The following is a 2621-nucleotide window of genomic DNA, read 5'->3' on the forward strand; positions in this document are numbered from 1 at the left end:
GACCGCGACGCCCTCGCAGCCGTCCTCGCGGACATCCCCACCGACACACCGCTCACCGGCGTCGTCCACGCGGCAGGTGTCCTCGACGACGGTGTGTTCACCGCCCTCACCCAGGAACGCCTGGAAACCGTCCTGCAGGCGAAGACCACCGCCGCCGCGAACCTCGACGAACTGACCCGCGACACCGACCTCACCATGTTCGTCCTCTACTCCTCCGCCTCGGCAACGTTCGGAACTCCCGGCCAGGCCAACTACTCCGCCGCCAACGCCTACCTCGACGCCCTCGCCACCCGACGCCGCACAGAAGGCCTGCCCGGCCTCTCCCTCGCCTGGGGCATGTGGGAGCAGGCCAGCACCATGACCGGCGGACTCGCCGACACCGACCGGGCCCGCGCCACCACCGCCGGCACCACCCTGACCACCGCCCAAGGCCTCGCCCTCTTCGACACAGCCCAGACACACCCCACCCCACACCTGGTGCCGATCGGTCTGGATCTGGCGGCGGTACGGGCGGCCGGTGAGGTTCCTGCGCTGCTGCGTGGTCTGGTGTCGGGCCGGGTGCGGCGTGCGGTCGCGCAGGAGTCGGTCGCCGGTCTGGCCTTGGCGCAACGGCTGCGGTCGGTTCCCGAGGGTCAGCGCCAGCAGATGTTGCTGGAGGTGGTGCGCGGCAGCGCAGCGACCGTGCTCGGCCACGGTTCGGCCGACGCGGTCGGTGAGCGTCAGGCGTTCAAGGACTTGGGCTTCGACTCACTCACCGCGGTGGAGCTCCGCAACCTGTTGACCGCGGCCACCGGTCTGCGGCTGCCCGCGACGCTGGCGTTCGACTACCCCACCCCGGCTGCTCTCGGCGAACATCTGCTGTCGCAGTTCTTCGGAGCACTGGAGAGTCAGCCGGACCTACCGCGGCCCGCACTCACCACCGGGTTCGACGAGCCGATCGCGATTGTGGGGATGGCCTGCCGCTATCCCGGCGGTGTGACCTCGCCGGAACAGCTGTGGGACCTGGTGGCCGGCGCGACCGACGGTATGTCGCCCTTCCCGGCCAACCGCGGCTGGCCGCTCAGCGCGTCCGAGGCAGCCGGTGGCGTGGGCGGGTTCGTCCATGACGCGGACGAGTTCGACGCCGCCCTGTTCGGGATCAGTCCCCGTGAAGCCCTCGCGATGGACCCGCAGCAGCGGCTGCTGCTGGAAGCAGCCTGGGAGACGCTCGAGTCGGCTGGAATCACGCCTGCGCGAGTTCGGGGAACTTCGACCGGCGTCTTCATAGGGTCGTCGTCCTCCACCTACGGGGTGGGCATGCGTCTTCCGGAGGGTGCCGACGGCCACCTGCTGACCGGCAACGCGCCGAGCGTGATCTCCGGCCGCGTCGCTTACTCCTTCGGGCTTGAAGGGCCCGCGGTCACGGTCGACACCGCCTGTTCCTCGTCGCTGGTGGCGCTGCACTGGGCGGCGCAGGCGCTGCGCGCCGGCGAGTGCAGCCTGGCGTTGGCCGGTGGCGTGACCGTGATGGCCTCCCCGGGAATGTTCGCCGAGTTCGACCGTCAGGACGGCCTTGCGTCGGACGGCCGCTGCAAGGCGTTCGCTGCAGCCGCCGACGGAACGGGCTGGTCCGAAGGCGTCGGCCTGTTGCTCGTGGAGCGGCTCTCCGACGCCCGGCGCAACGGGCATCAGGTCCTTGCGGTGGTGCGGGGCAGCGCGGTGAACCAGGACGGCGCGTCCAACGGCCTGTCGGCACCGAACGGCCCCTCGCAGCAGCGGGTGATCCGGCAGGCACTGGCGAATGCTCGGCTGACCGGCGCGGACGTCGACGCCGTCGAGGCACATGGCACCGGGACCCGTCTCGGTGACCCGATCGAGGCTCAGGCCCTGTTGGCGACCTACGGCCAGGACCGCGACGAGACCGGTCCGTTGTGGCTGGGTTCGGTGAAGTCGAACATCGGCCACGCCCAGGCCGCCGCGGGCGTGGCCGGGCTGATCAAGATGGTCATGGCGTTGCGGCATGGTGTGTTGCCGGCGACGTTGCATGTGGATGAGCCGTCGCCGCAAGTGGACTGGTCGGCGGGCGCGGTGGAGCTTCTTACGGAGGCCCGGGCGTGGCCTGAGGTTGACCGCCCGCGGCGTGCGGGCGTGTCGTCGTTCGGGATCAGTGGCACGAACGCGCACGTGATTCTGGAGCAGGCGCCGTCGTCGGAACCGGTCCAGGCTCCGGCACCGGCAGCTCCTGCTCCGGGTGTGTCCACGTGGGTGGTGTCGGCGAAGTCCGAGGCCGGGTTGCGGGCGCAGGCGGAGCGGTTGCGGTCCTTCGTGGCGGAGCGTCCGGAGCTTGATCCGGTGGACGTCGGCTGGTCGTTGGCTACGACGCGGGCGGCGCTGGAACATCGCGCGGTCATCGTCGGCGAGAGCCGGGACGAACTGCTGACCGCCTTGTCAACGGTGACTTCGACCGCTGCCGGTTCTGGTGGTGTGGTGTTCGTGTTCCCGGGTCAGGGTTCGCAGTGGGTGGGCATGGCACGGGAGTTGTGGGGCGCCTCGCCCGAGTTCCGTGAGCGGTTGACCGAGTGCGAGACGGCACTGGCCCCATATGTCGACTGGTCGCTGCGTGACGTCCTGTTGGAAGAGGA

Annotated in this window: 1 protein-coding gene; it reads left to right on the forward strand. The window is 70.4% G+C overall.

The window, feature by feature from the left end; genetic code table 11:
• The coding region (locus ABZS61_RS34695; protein WP_356430472.1) for a beta-ketoacyl synthase N-terminal-like domain-containing protein at positions 1-2621 on the forward strand (2621 nt) is incomplete at both ends.

The organism is Streptomyces sp. NPDC005566, from assembly GCF_040605575.1.
In the GTDB taxonomy this organism is placed as follows: Bacteria; Actinomycetota; Actinomycetes; order Streptomycetales; family Streptomycetaceae; genus Streptomyces.